The organism is Sorangium sp. So ce185 (assembly GCF_051526825.1).
GTDB classification, from domain to species: domain Bacteria; phylum Myxococcota_A; class Polyangia; order Polyangiales; family Polyangiaceae; genus Sorangium; species Sorangium cellulosum_D.
In genome coordinates this window covers 4466788-4480814 of the sequence record NZ_CP150316.1, presented here as the reverse complement: position 1 = coordinate 4480814, position 14027 = coordinate 4466788, and the positions used below count along the sequence as shown (strand labels likewise).

Below are 14027 nucleotides of genomic sequence, written 5' to 3'. Positions count from 1 at the left end.
GTCGCCGACGTGTCCACTTTGGCAGAGCAGCACCAGAAGCCCTGTGATCCATGCGGTGGATCCGCCGGAGGGCGGGTGGCACGAGGCTCGCATTGACAGGCAGCAAAGGCGCTGGCGGCGGGCGGGCGCTCGCGAACGAGGCAGGTAGCACCATGTTGAAGATCCTCCGGAAGTTGAATGAAGGCAGCCTCCTCCAGCGCACCATGATGCATATCGCGGTGTTCGTCGCCGGATCGGCGAGCGTCGTGGGGCTGACCAGCGTGCTGCTCGTGTCGACCGCGAAGGCCGTGCTGCCGCCGCACGACGCGACCGAGGCCGGCGCAGACTCGGCGGATGCGGAAGCGGAGAAGGGCGAGAAGGGCGCGGACGCGGAGCCGGGCTCGCCGGAGGCGGCGGCGCGCCCCGCCGGCGCGAGGGCCGGGTCGAAGGCGCTGGCGCGTGTGGCGAATCGCCGCGAGGGCGCGGTCGCACAGTGACGGCCGCGCCGGCGCGGCCGCTCGGAGGGGCGCCGCCGGGGAGGACCGCGCCGCGATCCGTACAGCTTCTCCTGGTGTAGGTCGTTCGCCTCTTCTGGGCGTCGTGGGGCGCCGCCGGGCAGCGCCGGCTGGATCGGCGCGGCGCGCGCGTGATAGCACCGTCGCCGATGACCCAGCCCCCGAGCCCCCTCGCCACCCCGGTCGCCTGGGAGATGGTCGCCGGCGACTACGCCGTCGACGTCGTCCCCCACTTCGAGAGATACGCCGCCGACGCCCTCCGGCTCGCCGCCATCGGCCCGGGCGCGCGCGTGCTCGACGTGGCCGCCGGGCCAGGCACCCTGTCCCTCCTCGCCGCCCGGGAGGCGCAGGTGACCGCCCTCGACTTCTCCCCGGCGATGGTCGAGCGGCTGCGCGAGCGCGCCGCGCGCGCGGGGCTCGCGGTGGACGCCCGCGTCGGCGACGGCATGGCGCTGCCCTTCGAGGACGGCGCCTTCGACGCCGCCTTCTCGATGTTCGGCCTGATGTTCTTCCCCGACCGCGACCGCGGCTTCCGCGAGCTCTTCCGGGTGCTGCGCCCGGGTGGCCGGGCCGTCGTCGGGAGCTGGGCGCCGATGGACCGGTCGCCGATCATGGACGAGCTCTTCTCGGCGCTCCGCGCCGAGCTGCCCGGTCTGCCCTTCGGCGAGGGCAAGGCGCCGCTCGGAGATCCGGCGGAGTTCCGCGCCGAGATGGAGGCCGCGGGCTTTCGCGACGTCTCGGTGCGCGAGGTCGAGCACGCCTGGGAGGCGGCCTCGACCGAGGAGCTCTGGGGCTCGATGCGCCGGAGCAACGCGCCGCTGGTGCTCCTGCGGGACAAGCTCGGCGAGGCGCGCTGGGACGAGCTCGGCGAGGCGATCCTCGCCCGGCTGCAGGCGCGGTTCGGCGAGGGTCCTCAGCGCCTCGGGATGGTCGCCAACCTGGGCGCCGGAACGCGCTAGCTCCACCCACCAGGAGTCCGGTCAGGGATCCGGAGAGCGCGAGCTCGACGCAGAGGCGCAAAGGCGCGCTCCCCGACACGGGCTCACTGTGTCCGCGCGACCACGGCGAGAAGGGTGTCGAGCTCGAGCGGCTTCTTGAGCAGCGCGCACGCGTCCAGGGTGGCCGCTTTGGCTTCCAGCGCGTCGACGCCCGACAGGATCGCCACCGGGATGTTCGCCAGCGCGGGCTCCTGTCGCTTGAGCGCGAGAAACTCCCAGCCATTGATCTCCGGCATCATGAGGTCGAGCAGGATGATGCTCGGGCGGAGGCCGCGGCGGAGCAGATCCAGCGCCACCGAGCCATTCTCCGCGCAGACGACCTCGTAGCCGAACGCCTGCAAGAGCTCCTCCACGACAGAGCGAAACCCGCTGTCGTCGTCGACGAGCAAGACACCGTCGCGAGGATCATCCTGCGGGCTCATCGGGACCTCCGGCCGGCGGGGACACCTCGGTCGGCAGCGCGTGGCGGCGCGGGCGCAGGGGGAGGTCCACGATGAAGGCCGCCCCCGCGCCGAGCTCGCTCTCTACGCGAATCGAGCCGCCATGGGCGTCCACGATCCGGCGGCTGATGTACAGCCCCAGGCCGAGACCGCCGTAGTGCTGCGCCGAGACGCCCCGCTCGAAGCGTTCGAAGATGTAGGGCACGCAGCTCGCGGCGATCCCGATGCCGCGATCGGCGACGACCAGCTTGGCCATCTCGCCGTCGGCCGCGACGCTGATCTCGATCGGCTTGCCCCTCCCATACTTGATGGCGTTCAGCACCAGGTTCGTCACCACCTGCTCCAGACGGGCCCTGTCCCACGAGCCGACCACGGGCGCGTCGGCCCGCCATGTCACCGTACTTCCGGATTGCTTCAGCTCCACCTCGAAGTCCTCCACGACCTCTCGCGAAAGCGCCCGGAGATCGACGTCTTCCAGCTTCAGCTCGAGCTTGCCTGCCTGGATCCGGGCCACGTCGAGCAGATCTTCGATGAGCCTGACGAGCCGCCGGCACTGCCGCTCGGCCATCCCGGCCAGCCTCTGCGCGCCGGCGGGGAGCGCCGTCGCCTCGCGCATCAAGCCTTGCACGGCGAGCTTCAGGCCCGCGATGGGGGTATAGAGCTCATGAGAGGCGATCGACACGAAGTCGTCGCGCATCCGCACCGCTGCCTCGGCGGCGGCCCGGGCCCTCTGCTCTTCCTCCAGGAGCAGGGCGCGCTCCGCCTCGATCTTCTTTCGCTCCGTGATGTCCGTGGAGATGCCGCCCACCGCGTACGGGACGCCGGCAGCGTCGCGCAGAGGGAACTTGATGGCGAGATAGGTGTGCACGCCATCGTCCTGAGGCATCACCTCCTCGTCTTCCAGCGCCGTCCCAGCGAGGATCGCCCGCTGGTCGAAAGCGCGAAGCGCCTCGGCGTGCTCCCGGGAGAACACGTCACGATCGCTCTTGCCCACGATGGCCTCGCGCGTGATGCCGAACAGCTCCTCGAAGCGGCGGTTGACGAGGATGTAGCGCCCCTCGATGTCCTTGACGGAGACGATGGCCGTCGAGCTGTCGATGATGGCGCGCAGGAGCTCCTGGCTCGCGCGCAACGCCTCCTCCGCGCGCCTGCGCTCCTCCGCGACCTTCCGCAGCGCCGCCTCCGTCCGCTCGTGCTCCGCGATCTTGCGCCTGAGCTGGGCGTTGGCGTGGCTGAGCTCCGCGGTGCGCTCGGCGACCTGCTGTTCCAGCCGCTCTTTCGCCCGGGCTTCTTCTGTCAGGCGAGCCTCGAAGGCGAAGATGGATTTCAGGTCCACCTCGATCACGTCGCGACACTGCGCCACGAGCGTCTGGTAGGTCTTGCTGTACTGGTTCGCGCGGTCATCCAGCACGCAGATGGTTCCGAAGATGTCCCCCGTGGGCCAGGCGATCGGGAAACCGAGATAGGATATCATCCCGAGCTTGGCATCCGGATTCGACTCCCACTGCTCGTCCTTCAAGGCGTCAGGGACCAGCAGCGGCGTTCGGGTCTTCATCACGGTCTCGCAGTAGAGCCCGGTGTCGAGGCGCGCGCGTTCGTTGGGCTCATAAGGGTTCCCCTTCGACTCGCTGGAGACGCAGACGACGATCTCGGGCGGCTCGACCCTCATGATCAGGGCGGCCGGGACGCGCAGGATCTCCGCGAGGAGATCGGTCATCTCCTGCCACTTGCGAGCGATGTCCGTCGGAATGTCGATCACGACCGTGCTCGATCGGCTCCTTCGGCCGCTCGCAGGCGAAGAGGTGTTCGTCCCGAGGTCGTCCGCGCGCCGCTCCGGCGGGCAGCCGGAGGCGGCCTCATGCGGCCCGAGGCCCGCGCGCTCAGCGCGCTCCGAGGGCGCGGGCTCGCCCAGGCCCGGGCGGTGGGCATGGTCGACAGCGAGCGCGCCTCGCTCTGTGTGATCGTCGGTCCCTGTACGCATGAGCCCCCACGATGACGAATCGTGCGAAGGGCCATCAGGTTGTCAAGGTGGGCGCGACGGCGCCGCTCCTGAGGACGCAGCGCGACGAGCCGGCCGGCGATCGAGCCCTACCCTGGTCGCCGCGTCGCCGCCCAGGCGCCCTTCGGAGAGGAGCGAGGACGCCCTCGCGATGATGCGCTGGGCAACTTCGCAGCGCTCCGGCAGGCTCATCAAGCGCGCCCTCGACCGCGAGGCGCTGCTCGCGATCGGGCGCGGAACCGGTTGAAATTGTTCCTCGACCAAGGCATCTTCGGGAAGGGATCTCTGACGGCTCTTCCTCGCTTTCCGCGGGGCAGCGCTTCGGAAGGGGGCGGCGGCGAGGTGTTCGTTGTCTGCGGGGCGGCCCATGGCGCCTGTCGCAGCGCGGTCGTCCGTCTCGATCTGCCTTTGCACCATCGCGATGAGGGTTGCGCCGCGACCGTACCTGGAGCCTGCCGGGTGACGGCCAGCCCAGACGCCTGTTCGAGGAGTCCACCATGGTACCGCTCAAGCAACTCATCGGCTCGCCCATGGATCCTGCGCGGTTCGTCAGGATCGCGATCGCCGCGTCGGCCGCGCTCTCGTCGGCTCATCGCGCCGAGCCCCACGGGGATGTCCGGCCAGGCACCCTGCTCGTGGACGAGGGCAGCGGCACAGTACAGCTCGTCGGCCCGGCCGCGGAGGAGGGCGTCGCGGGGCAGCAGAGCGGCAGGCACGCGGTCGCGCCGGAGGCGCTGCCTTACATGGCGCCCGAGCGGACGGGCCGCACCAGCCGGGCGGCAGACCATCGGACCGATCTCTACTCGCTGGGCGTCGTGTTCTACGAGCTGCTCACCGGAGCTCTGCCGTTCCAGGCCGAGGGTGTCATCGAGTGGGTGCACTGCCACATCGCTCGACGTCCGCGCCCGATATCGGAGCACGCGCCGCGCCTGCCCGCGCCCATCCGCGACATCGTGATGAAGCTGCTGGCCAAGATGCCCGAGGACCGGTACCAGACGGCGGCCGCGCTGGGGCGGGACCTCGCGCGCTGCCTGCGAGCGCTCGAGTCCGGACAGGAGCTCTCCTCGTTCCCCCTCGGCGCGGGCGACGTCCCCGAGCAGCTCCGCATTCCCCACAAGCTCTATGGCCGCCACGCCGAGATCGCCTCGCTCTCCGCGGCGTTCGATCGCGTCTGCTGCGCGGCGGGCGCGCCGGAGCTCGTGCTCGTCGTCGGGAACCCCGGCATCGGCAAGTCCGCCCTGGTGGACGAGCTCCATCGCCCGGTGGTCCGCCGGCACGGCCTCCTCGTCTCGGGCAAGGCCGATCAGTACGAGCGCGGGGTCCCCTACGCGGGGATCGTCCAGGCGCTCGATCGGTTCGTGCAGCGGATGCTCATGGAGAGCAAGCCGCGGCTCGCCGAGTGGCGGCGGCAGCTCCTCCACGCCGTGGGCGACGACGGGCAGATCATCCTCGACATCGTCCCTCGCCTGGAGCGGGTCATCGGCCCACAACCGCCGGTGGAGCCGCTGCCGGGCAGCGAGGCGAAGGGCCGGTTCGAGCGGGTCTTCCGGGCGCTCTTCGGGGCGATCGCGAGCGCGGAGCACCCGGTCGTGCTCTTCCTCGACGACCTCCAGTGGGCGGACGCCGCCAGCCTCTCGTTCCTCGTCAGCCTCCTGTCGCGCGGCGAGATCCGCCACCTCCTGTTCATCGGCGCCTACCGCGACAACGAGGTCGGGGCCGGCCACCCCCTGAGCGCGGCCATCGACGAGATCCAGAAGGCCGGCGTCCGCACCGAGCGCGTCACGCTCGAGCCGCTGTCCCGGGAAGACGTCGCGGAGCTCGTCGCCGACGCGCTCCGGTGCGGCGCCGAGGAGGCCCGGCCGCTCGCCGGGTTGATCCACGACAAGACCCACGGCAACCCGTTCTTCGCGACCCAGTTCCTCAAGATGCTCGATCAGGACGGGCTGGTCGTCTTCGACCCGGAGCAGCTCGTCTGGCGCTGGGATCTCGCGAAGATCGAGGCCGCGCGCCTGACCGACGATGTCGTCGAGATGGTGCTCCACAAGCTCCGGCGGCTGCCGGAGACAGCGATGCTCCCGCTGCGTCTGGCCGCCTGTATCGGCGGGGAGTTCGAGATGGACACCCTCGCCGCCGTCTGCGAGGCGCCGCAGGCCGAGCTCCACGAGCGCCTCGCGCCCGCGGTCCAGAGCGGGCTCCTCCTGCGCTCCGGCGGCGGGTACGCGTTCCTCCACGATCGCGTCCAGCAGGCCGCCTATCTCCTCACGCCGGAGGCCGAGCGGGCCGACGTGCACCTGCGGATCGCGCGCGCGCTCAGGGCGCGATCCGCGGAGCTCGGCGACGAGCTCTTCGCGATCGCCAACCAGTACAACCTCGGCGCCGCCCACATCTCCGACCCGGAGGAGCGCAGCGCCGTGGCCGAGCTCAACCTCGCGGCCGGCAGGAGGGCCAAGGCATCCTCGGCGTACGGCGTCGCGGCCGGGTACCTCACGGCCGGCGCGGCGCTGCTCGACGAGGCGAGCTGGCGCAGCGATCACGAGCTCATGCTGGCGCTCCACGGCGAGCTCGCCGAGTGCGAGCACCTCTCCGGCAACGGCGCGGAGACGCGCCGCCTCTGCGCGCTCCTCCTGGAGCACGGCCGGACCCGGCTCGACAAGCAGCTCGCCTACAGGCTCCTCATCGAGCGGAGCACGGCCGAGCTCGCGATCGGCGAGGCGATCCACGCGTGCGTCGACTGCATGCGCATGCTCGGCATGGACATGCCGACGAGCGCCTCGGACGCGGACGTCGAGGCGGAGTTCGAGCGGATCTGGGCGGCGATCGGCGACCGGCCCATCGCGTCGCTCGCGGATCTGCCGCCGATGACCGATCCCGAGATCCTGGGCGCGGTGACGGTGCTCAGCGTCACCTACGTACCGGCCTGGTACTACGACCAGACGCTGGCGCACTGGATGATGGCGAGGACGATCTACCTCAGCGTCCTCCACGGCAACGCCGGCCCTTCGGCGATGAGCTACGCGACGGCCGCCATGGTCCTCATGCCGAGGTTCGGCGACTACCGCCGTGGCTACGAGTTCGCGAAGATGGGCCACGAGCTCGCCCACCGTACGGGGACGCCTTATTGGCAGAGCATGATCAGCGCCGCGCTCGGCTCCTACGCGGCCGTGTGGTTCGAGCCCTTCGGCCGCTGCGTGCAGGTCCTGGAAGAGGGGCTCTCGGCGGGGCGCCGCTCGGGGAACGTCACGTTCATCACGGTGAACAGCGTGCAAGGGCTGTCGCTGATGATCTCCTCGGGGCGCCGGCTCGACGAGGTGTACCGGGAGAGCGAGCGGCTGCTCGACATCACCGGCGGCGTGGAGCGCAGCATGACCGCGCCCATCATCGTCGGCATGCAGCGGGCGATCCAGTGCCTGCGCGGCCTCACGGCGAGCCTCTCGACGATGAACGGCGGCGGGTTCGAGGAGGAGGCGTTCGAGCAGGCCAATCCCCCGAGCTCGCTCATGGCCTTCTACTTCTATCACGGCCGCAAGATCCAGGTGCGGCTCCTCGCCGGGGAGGTGGAGGAGGCCGTGCGGCTTTCGGAGCGGTTCAAGCCGTTCCTCTGGAGCATGGGCTGCCAGGCCCTCCTGGCCGAGTGCACGCTCTACATCACGCTCGCCCTGCTCGGCCATTTCGACGACGTGGACGAGCGGAAGCAGCGCGAGTACAGGGCCGAGATCGCGGCGAACGAGGGGCTGCTCGCGGTCTGGGCGGAGAACTGCCCCGCGAACTACCGCGCCATGAAGCTCCTCGCCGGGGCCGAGATCGCGCGGGTGGAGCGGAGGGCCGACGACGCCCTCCGGCTGTACGACGAAGCGGCCGAGTCCGCGCGCGAGCACGGGCTCGCGCAGATCGAGGCGCTCTCCAAGGAGCTCGCGGGCCGCTTCTGCCTCGCCCGGGGCCTCGGCTCCATGGCCGGGGCGCTGCTCCGCGACGCGCGGGCCTGCTACGCGCGCTGGGGCGCCGACGGGAAGGTCCGCCAGCTGGAGCAGCGCTATTCGCGGCTCCTCGCGGCCGATCCCGCCCGCGCCGGCGCGGCGTCCGGCGCGCAGCTCGACCAGATGGACGTGCTCACGGCCGTCAAGACGTGTCAGGCCATCTCGTCCGAGATTGACCAGGACAGCCTGCTGTCGACGCTGCTCCGGATCGTGGTCGAGCACGCGGGCGCCGAACGCTGCCATTTCCTGGCGGCGAGCGGGGATGCGCTGGTGGTCGCGGCGTCGGCCGAGGTCGGCGAGGACGGCGTTGACGTCGCGGTGCGCTCGCCGCGCGTCGCGCTCGACGCCGGGCGCCTGCCGGAGTCGATGATCCAGTATGTCCAGCGGACGCACGAGCAGATCATCCTCGACGATCCGGCCGCGCAGTCGCTGTTCTCCGGAGATCCGTACGTCGAGCGGGTGCGGCCGCGGAGCGTGCTGTGCGCGCCCGTCCTCCGGCAGTCGGCGCTCGTGGGGGTCCTTTACCTGGAGAACAACCTCACGCTGGGCGCGTTCAGCGCGCGGCGGCTCGGGCTCCTCCAGCTCATCACGGCGCAGGCGGCGATCTCGATGGAGAACGCGGCGCTCTACCACGCGCTCCGGCTGGAGAACGCCGAGCGCCGCCAGACGGAGGGCACGCTGCGCGAGAGCCAGGAGCGGCTGCGCCGGTTGCTGGAGGAGCGCGAGGCCTCCGCGGCGACGCTGAGCGAGAAGCTCGCGATCATCGAGCGGCAGCAGCAGGCCATCAGCAGCCTGTCGACCCCGATCATCGAGGTGTGGGACGGCGTGCTGACGATGCCAGTCCTGGGCGACATCGACGCTCGCACCGCCGCTCACATGATGGAGGCCTTGCTCGACGCGATCGTCCGCAAGCAATCCCGGCACGTGATCGTGGACGTGACGGCGCTCCAGTCGGTGGACAGCGCCACGGCCGATCACCTGATCCGCGTGGTGCGCGCGGCGAAGCTGCTCGGCTCGGAGGGGATCATCGTCGGGATCCGGCCCGAGGTGGCGCAGACCATCGTGTCGATCGGGCTGGACCTCGCCTCGGTGGCGACGCACGCGAACCTGCGGCAGGCCCTCCTCCGGTGCATGCTCCGCGACAAGATGACCGGCTCGCCCGCGCCGGGGCCGGCCGTCGCCTAGTACCTCGGGTCAGAGCTCCCGCCAGGGATCTGCCTCGCGAGCGAAGAGAAATAAACGCAAAGGCGCAAAGACGCAAAGACGCAAAACTACAAATCTTTTTTGCGTCTTTGCGCCTTTGCGCCTTTGCGTTAAACTCTCTCTTCGGATCCCTGGCCGGACTTCTGGCAGGCGGAACTAGGACACCGAGCGGGTCAACGGACGATCACGCGCACCGGAGAGCCGGGCAGCCCCTGCAGCCCCACCCGCACCGGCTTCTTGGACACGAGCTCGAAGCTGTAGCGCCGCAGCAGCGTGCCCAGGATCAGCTTCATCTCGTACAGCGCAAAGGCAGCCCCGATGCAGCGCCGATTGCCGCCGCCGAACGGCAGGAATTCGAAGGGGGAATAGGTCCGCTCCAGGAATCGCTCGGGACGAAACACCTCCGGCTCCGGAAATACCGCGGGATTGTGGTGGGCCCAGATGATCTGCGCGAACACGCCTGCTCCGGCCGGCAGCTCGTAGCCCGCGATCTGCATCGGCGCGTTCAGCTTGCGTCCCACCCCCGGGCTCGGCGGGCGCAGGCGCAGCGTCTCGTTGCACACCGCCTCCAGATACGGCGCCTTGGCCAGCGCCTCGGGCTCCGGATCCGCGCCCAGCGCCGTCAGCTCGTCCTGCAGCCGGCGCAGCGCGGCGGGCGCGTGTCCGAGAAAATAGAGCACCCAGGAGAGCGCGGCCGCGGTCGTGCTGTGCCCCGCGAAGAGCAGCGTGTGCAGCTGCTCGAAGATCTGCTGGTCGTCGAGCGCCGTCCCGTCTTCCTGGCGGGCTTCCAGGAGCAGGCTCAGGATATCGGTGCGCTCGGCGGGCTCGGCGCGGCGGCGGGCGATCTCCGGATCGAGGAAGCTGCGCAGGTCGCGGGTCGCGCGCTGCCTGCGCGCCCACGGGCCGAAGCCCCGGAATTCCCGGCGCAGCCAGGGAATGATGAGGGTGATGGTCAGGCCGAAGGAGAAGCTCTTGCGCAGCTCCTCGAGCAGCTCCTCGAGGCGCGCCGCTTCCGCCGGTGCGGTGACCCCGAACACGAGGTGGATGATCGTCTGCAGCGAGATCTTGTGCATCAGGTCCTGCGCCACAAGCTGCAGGCCCGGCTTGAAGTCCCGGGAGCACTGCAGGGTCAGGTCGCATATCTGCTTCCCATACAGGCGCATGCGCTGTCCGTGGAACGGCGGCATGAGCAGCTTGCGCATGGCCGCGTGCCGCGCGCCCGAGAGCGAGAACAGCGACGACTCTCCCACCGCCGCGGTGAAGCTCTCGCCCAGCATCTGGTCGAGGTTTTCCGGCGGCACCGCGAACACGGAGCGCAGCCCCTCCACGCTGCCGGTGGCCAGCACCGGTTTGCCGTTCATCTTCGGGCACGACATCGGATCGCCGTAGCGCTCCCGCATGCGCAGCGTGTAGCCGATCGGGTCGAGCATCCCCTGAATGTTCACCAGGATGTTGTTGCTGGGGCCTCTGGGCAAAGTGGTCATGGGGCGCGTCCCTTCGGTTGTACGGCTTCCGCGGCTCGATGCGGGTGACGTGGGCGCTGAATCGCTGGCGATCGCCGATCGTCCCCCGTCGATGTGGATCGTTCCGGGCTCGATCGCGGGGCGGGATCCTCCGCGAGATCGCCCGCCCCGTCAATCCGACCGCCGGAGCTCGCCGGCCGCGCGGGTAGTGCTCAAATTTTCCCGGAGAGAGTTCACATGAAGGCGGGAAGGCAGGAAGATTGTTATTTTTTTCTTCCCGCCTTCCCGCCTTCATGTTCAATTTTGAGCACTGCCACCGCGCGAACTCGCCGCCAGCTGTCGTCAGAGCGGAGCTGCCTCGCTCGTCACGGCCGACGAAGCGCTCCGGAGCGGCGGCGGCGCCTGGATTACCAGCTACGCCGCGCGATCCGATCGGCGAGCGCCTTTCGGGCGGCGTGCAGCCTGCGGCCGGTGGTGGCCGGGTTCAGGCGGTGCGCCCTGGCGCAGGCGGTGATGGTCTGGGGACCTGCCGCGGCGAGGAGGAGCTCGCCGTCCTGCGCAGGCAGCTCGACGAGCGCGCGGAGCGCGGCGCGGGCCAGGAGCCTCCCCTCCAGGTCGACGCAGCCTTCGCCGACCAGCGCGCGCGGGTCGTCGACCGGGACCTCCCGGCGGACGCGGGCGCGCCCCAGGTGATGGCCCGCCTGCCGCCATGTGATGCCGCGCAGCCAGCCCTGGAGCGCGCGGCGCGGATCGGCCCGTGGATCAGGGCGGTATCTGCCCTCCTGGACGGCTCTCCAGGCGGCCAGGAGCACGTCCTGGAGCACATCCTCGCGATCGCGCGCGTGGACGCCGCAAGCGGCGAGCACGGCCGCGATCAGGCGCCGCTCCGCGACGAGGGCGCCGATGGGCGGCGAGACCGCGGGACGGCGCGGCGTCGAGCGCGCCGGAGCAGGCGGCGCACCGCGCTCGCGACGGCTCATCGGGAGATCCGGCGCGCCGCGCCTCGGCCGGCCGCCGGCAGGCAGCGGGGTGAGCGTTCGCGATGGAGCGTGGGTATTCCGGCGGCACGCCGCAGTACGCCGCTGCTGCGTTCCAGGGTGATCCATCGCTGCTCGTCGAAGGACGCGTCCATGCGCGCGAGTTCCCCGACGATCTCGCGCTTCGCTGCAAAATCGATCAGGCACGCTCGTTTTCACGCGCGTGGCGCCGGCGCGGCGCTCGCGCCGGCGCGGTGAAAGATCGAGCGCGATCTCGGCGGAAAGGGCCAGAGGGAGACCGCGAGAGGGTTGAAAGGCCTCAGGGCGCCATGGACGGGTCGTGGTCAACTTTGCCCAGGGAGAGTCCACATGAAGGCGGGAAGGCGGGAAGATCATGAATGTTTTCTTCCCGCCTTCCCGCCTTCATGTTCAAATTTGACCACTACCCACGGACGCCCACCGGAGAAGCAGATCTCCTGGTGCTCACGGTGCCTTGACGGCTCTCTGTTCCGATCGAGGACGCGAGCGGGCGTAGGGGCGTGGGCTCGTCTTCACGGTGCGCCGTTCAACGCGTCCTCGATGGCGGGCAGATAGGCGCTGCCGGGGAACGCCTCGCGGAACCGGGCGGCGCGCGCCGCGGCCTCGGCGCGCCGGCCGGTCTGGTCCAGCGCCTGGATCGCCAGGGTCTCGCGTTGCTGGGCTCGCGGGCTGCGCGGGTAGCTCCGCGCGTGGCGGTCGAGCGCCTCGAGCGCCTCGGTCGCCCTTCCCGCTCCGAGCGCGGCGATCGCGCGCTGGATCAGGGTCAAGTCGGTGTCCATCGGCGGGACGGCCGCCTTCGCGCCGGGCGCGGCGGGCGGCGCCTGCGCGGGCGCCGCCGAGGAAAACGCCGCAGGGACGTCGGCGCGCGCGGCCGTCGCGCCCGCGCTGGCCGGGACCGCCGCGAGCACGTCGCCGCGGACGAGGGCGCTCTCCGGCGGGGCGGGGCGCGGCAGGGCCGCGTAGAGCGCGCCGGCGCCGGTCCCGGCCCCGCCCAGGAACAGCGCCGCGCCTGCTGCGGCGAGCTTCGCCCGCGTGACCCGGATGCCCGCCCGCGCGAGGCTCGCCGGGGGGCGGCGCGCTTCCCACCCCAGGACGGCCTCCGCCGCGGCGTCGCCGGGCGGGAAGGCGCGCGCAGCCTGGCCGGCCGGCGCGCCCCCGTCGCCCTCCGGGCGGGCGAGCCGCGCCTGAAGCCGCGCCCAGAGCAGCTCGCCGAGGCCTTCCGGCAGGTCGAGCCGGGCGTCCCCCAGCTCGAGCAGCAGCGGCCCGTGGGCCAGGGCGAGCGGCGCCAGGGCGGAGCGCGCGTGCACGCCGAGCGCGTCGCGCTCCCTCGCGCCGAGCCGCATGACCGCGGCCGCGAACTCCTTGCGGGCCCGCCGCAGCCGGTCCCACGCGGTGTTCTCCGGGATCTCGAGCGCCGCGGCGATCTCCCGCATCTCGATCCCCTCGAGCTCGTACAGGAGGAACACGACGCGCCGGTCGCCCTCGATGCGCTGGACGAGCGCCCGGACGATCCGCTGCGTCTCGGCCTGCGCGAACCGCTGCTCCGCGTCGTCGCTCGGGTCCGCGACGTCGACGCGCTCGGCGTCCGAGCGCGCGAGCAGCTCCCGCCGGTTCCGGGAGAGCCGCTGGTGCCGCAGGGCGAGGTGCGACGCGATGCTCGCCACCCACGCCTTCATGGAGAAGCGAGGGTCGTAGTCCCCGAAGCGGCGGTGGACGACGAGAAACACCTCCTGGGCCACATCGCGCAGGTGCCTCGCCGGGACCCCCATCCGCCAGAGCACCCGGAGGACGTACCGGAGCAGGCCCGTATAGACCTCCTCGAAGGACGGCCGCGGGGGCGGCTCGGGCGCCGGTCCGGCGCCGGCGTCGGCTGCCGCTCCGGGGTCGGCGTCGGCTGCCGGTCCGGGGTCGGCGTCGGCTGCCGGTCCGGGGTCGGCGTCGGCTGCCGGTCCGGGGTCGGCGTCGGCTGCCGGTCCGGGGTCGGCGTCATGGGCGGGGGCCAGCGGAGGCCGCGGGGGTTGAGGCTCCGTCATCGCCGCTTCTTCCCGCGAGGCGGGCCGGGTTGTGGCGAAATCGTACGCGGGTCAGAAAAAAATAGGACCGGGGGGCCGTGCGGTCCGCCGGCTGCGCTTGCAGCCGCCTCGCTCGCCGACGCCCGCCTGCCGCTTACGTGGCGTCTCCGTGTTCCGTTGCGAAATCAACCAGGCGCGTCGGGGACCGGGCGTCCATGCGGCTGCCACGGGCTCTCGGTGCGATGGGGCCTCTGGTGACCCGGGGGTCGCTCGGCTGAAGCGGGCGGCACACGATTTTCTTGCGCAGGAGATCGTGAGAAAGAATTGATGAGTTTCGGAACGTAACCCTGCGAGCCACCATCACCCCGCAGGCCTCCATGAGCCTGAGGGGGCTTCTCGCGTCCTTTTTTATGTGGTTCCCTGCCGGG

General features: G+C 71.2%; 8 protein-coding genes. 3 read left to right on the top strand and 5 right to left on the bottom strand.

Annotation, left to right across the window (positions count from 1 at the left end; translation table 11 throughout):
* Positions 1-152 precede the first annotated feature (152 nt).
* Positions 153-476, top strand: a complete 324-nt coding sequence (locus tag WMF26_RS16580; protein WP_437947111.1) for a hypothetical protein — start codon at positions 153-155, stop codon at positions 474-476.
* Positions 477-643: 167 nt separating this feature from the next.
* The gene (locus tag WMF26_RS16575) at positions 644-1453 is read left to right on the top strand and encodes a class I SAM-dependent methyltransferase (protein WP_438001121.1); all 810 of its coding nucleotides are present in this window, start codon (positions 644-646) and stop codon (positions 1451-1453) included.
* 83 nt (positions 1454-1536) lie between these two features.
* Here WMF26_RS16575 and WMF26_RS16570 read toward each other — a convergent pair whose 3' ends face one another.
* Together WMF26_RS16570 and WMF26_RS16565 are read right to left on the bottom strand one after the other, a co-directional pair.
* A complete protein-coding gene (locus WMF26_RS16570) occupies positions 1537-1914 on the bottom strand; it encodes a response regulator (RefSeq protein ID WP_438001120.1) in 378 nt (125 codons plus the stop codon).
* A complete protein-coding gene (locus WMF26_RS16565; protein ID WP_438001119.1) occupies positions 1898-3691 on the bottom strand; it encodes a PAS domain-containing sensor histidine kinase in 1794 nt (597 codons plus the stop codon). The genes WMF26_RS16570 and WMF26_RS16565 overlap by 17 nt, the downstream gene beginning before the upstream one ends.
* A gap of 737 nt (positions 3692-4428) precedes the next feature.
* On the opposite strand from WMF26_RS16565, the gene WMF26_RS16560 reads away from it, so the two are divergent.
* The gene (locus WMF26_RS16560) at positions 4429-9090 is read left to right on the top strand and encodes an AAA family ATPase (RefSeq protein WP_438001118.1); all 4662 of its coding nucleotides are present in this window, start codon (positions 4429-4431) and stop codon (positions 9088-9090) included.
* Between the two features lie 191 nt (positions 9091-9281).
* Here the strand turns inward: WMF26_RS16560 and WMF26_RS16555 are convergent, their stop codons facing one another.
* From WMF26_RS16555 to WMF26_RS16545, 3 genes are all read right to left on the bottom strand, one after another.
* Positions 9282-10592, bottom strand: a complete 1311-nt coding sequence (locus tag WMF26_RS16555; protein ID WP_438001117.1) for a cytochrome P450 — start codon at positions 10590-10592, stop codon at positions 9282-9284.
* A 386-nt stretch (positions 10593-10978) separates the two neighbouring features.
* Positions 10979-11551 carry an RNA polymerase sigma factor gene (locus WMF26_RS16550; RefSeq protein WP_438001116.1) on the bottom strand — a complete coding sequence of 191 codons (573 nt, stop codon included), beginning with the start codon at positions 11549-11551 and terminating at the stop codon, positions 10979-10981.
* A 548-nt stretch (positions 11552-12099) separates the two neighbouring features.
* On the bottom strand, positions 12100-13620 hold the full coding sequence (locus tag WMF26_RS16545; RefSeq protein WP_438001115.1) for an RNA polymerase sigma factor: 1521 nt from the start codon (positions 13618-13620) through the stop codon (positions 12100-12102).
* Positions 13621-14027: the final 407 nt, after the last annotated feature.

Excerpts from the sequence above, each read along its gene's own strand:
- WMF26_RS16580 (WP_437947111.1), top strand. The coding sequence starts at position 153 with ATGTTGAAGATCCTCCGGAAGTTGAATGAAGGCAGCCTCCTCCAGCGC.
- WMF26_RS16545 (WP_438001115.1), bottom strand. The coding sequence starts at position 13,620 with ATGACGGAGCCTCAACCCCCGCGGCCTCCGCTGGCCCCCGCCCATGAC.
- WMF26_RS16555 (WP_438001117.1), bottom strand. The coding sequence starts at position 10,592 with ATGACCACTTTGCCCAGAGGCCCCAGCAACAACATCCTGGTGAACATT.
- WMF26_RS16550 (WP_438001116.1), bottom strand. The coding sequence starts at position 11,551 with ATGAGCCGTCGCGAGCGCGGTGCGCCGCCTGCTCCGGCGCGCTCGACG.
- WMF26_RS16575 (WP_438001121.1), top strand. The coding sequence starts at position 644 with ATGACCCAGCCCCCGAGCCCCCTCGCCACCCCGGTCGCCTGGGAGATG.
- WMF26_RS16560 (WP_438001118.1), top strand. The coding sequence starts at position 4,429 with ATGGTACCGCTCAAGCAACTCATCGGCTCGCCCATGGATCCTGCGCGG.
- WMF26_RS16570 (WP_438001120.1), bottom strand. The coding sequence starts at position 1,914 with ATGAGCCCGCAGGATGATCCTCGCGACGGTGTCTTGCTCGTCGACGAC.